General features: G+C 57.3%; 2 protein-coding genes. Both read left to right on the forward strand.

The window, feature by feature from the left end; all coding sequences use genetic code 11:
- Positions 1 to 15 precede the first annotated feature (15 nt).
- Complete coding sequence (locus AACS18_RS15945; protein ID WP_108612681.1) at positions 16 to 966, forward strand: DUF932 domain-containing protein; 951 nt, start codon at positions 16 to 18, stop codon at positions 964 to 966.
- Between the two features lie 11 nt (positions 967 to 977).
- A partial coding sequence (locus tag AACS18_RS15950; RefSeq protein ID WP_181363301.1) for a lecithin retinol acyltransferase family protein occupies positions 978 to 1093 on the forward strand: 116 nt, incomplete at its 3' end.

Here is a 1093-nt window from a genome sequence, read left to right on the forward strand (position 1 = left end):
TCATTGGAGATCTCTATGGCTCATTTGATTGATTCCATGGCCTACACCGGCCAAACACCTTGGCATGGCCTTGGCAATGTCCTCCCCCCACAACAATCCCTGGATGTCTGGCTGCAAGCCGCCGGGATGGACTGGACCATTGAGCAGAGCGATGTGCTGTATCAGGGCTCACCTGACAATCCCATCCTGCACACCTACCCCGACAGCAAAGTCCTCTACCGCTCCGATACCCTGGCACCGCTGTCGGTGGTTTCACAGCGCTACAACGTGGTACAGCCCCATGAGGTGTTGCACTTCTATCAAGATTTGGTGGAGGCCGGTGGTTTCGAGCTGGAGACCGCAGGCTCACTCAAAGGTGGTCGCAAACTCTGGGCCTTGGCCAAGACAGGGCAGGATCTGATGCTCAAAGGCGGTGATCTGGTGAAGTCCTATCTGCTGCTGGCGACCAGCTGTGATGGGACACTCTGCACCACGGCGCAATTCACCTCAGTGCGGGTAGTCTGCAACAACACCCTTCAGGTAGCAGTAGGTAACCAGTCCGCAGCGCTCAAGGTACCCCACTCCACCCAGTTTGACGCAAGTGCCGTGAAACAGGCGCTAGGGCTGGGGGTAAGTCAGTGGGACCTTTTCGGTCAGCATGCCAAAACGCTCAGCCAACGCCCTGTGGCCCCTCAAGAGGCACTGCGCTTTTTCAGTGACCTGTTGGCACAGCCTCTGGACGAAGAGAGCATTGTACTCACTCGACCTGTGCAGCGTTTGCATGAGCTCTACCAAGGGGCGGGCATGGGAGCAGAGTTGGCCAGTTCGCACAACACCGCATGGGGATTGGTCAATGCGGTGACCGAGTATGTCGACCACCATCGCCGTACCCGCAGCCAGGATCATCGGCTGGATTCAGCCTGGTTTGGTCAAGGCGCTCAACTCAAATCCCGTGCCCTGGCACATGCCATCACCTTGCTGCAGTAGGAGAGCGCAACATGTCCGCATTGAACTATGGCGACCACCTTATCTCTCCGCGTATCGGGTATGAGCACCATGGGATCTACGTGGGTAACAATATGGTGATCCACTACCAGGGCCCCTTCTCGGGACA

This window comes from Aeromonas sp. HMWF015 (genome assembly GCF_963878965.1).
Lineage (GTDB): Bacteria > Pseudomonadota > Gammaproteobacteria > Enterobacterales > Aeromonadaceae > Aeromonas > Aeromonas veronii.

Coding starts and splice junctions, on each gene's coding strand:
- AACS18_RS15945 (WP_108612681.1), top strand. CDS start 16: ATGGCTCATTTGATTGATTCCATGGCCTACACCGGCCAAACACCTTGG.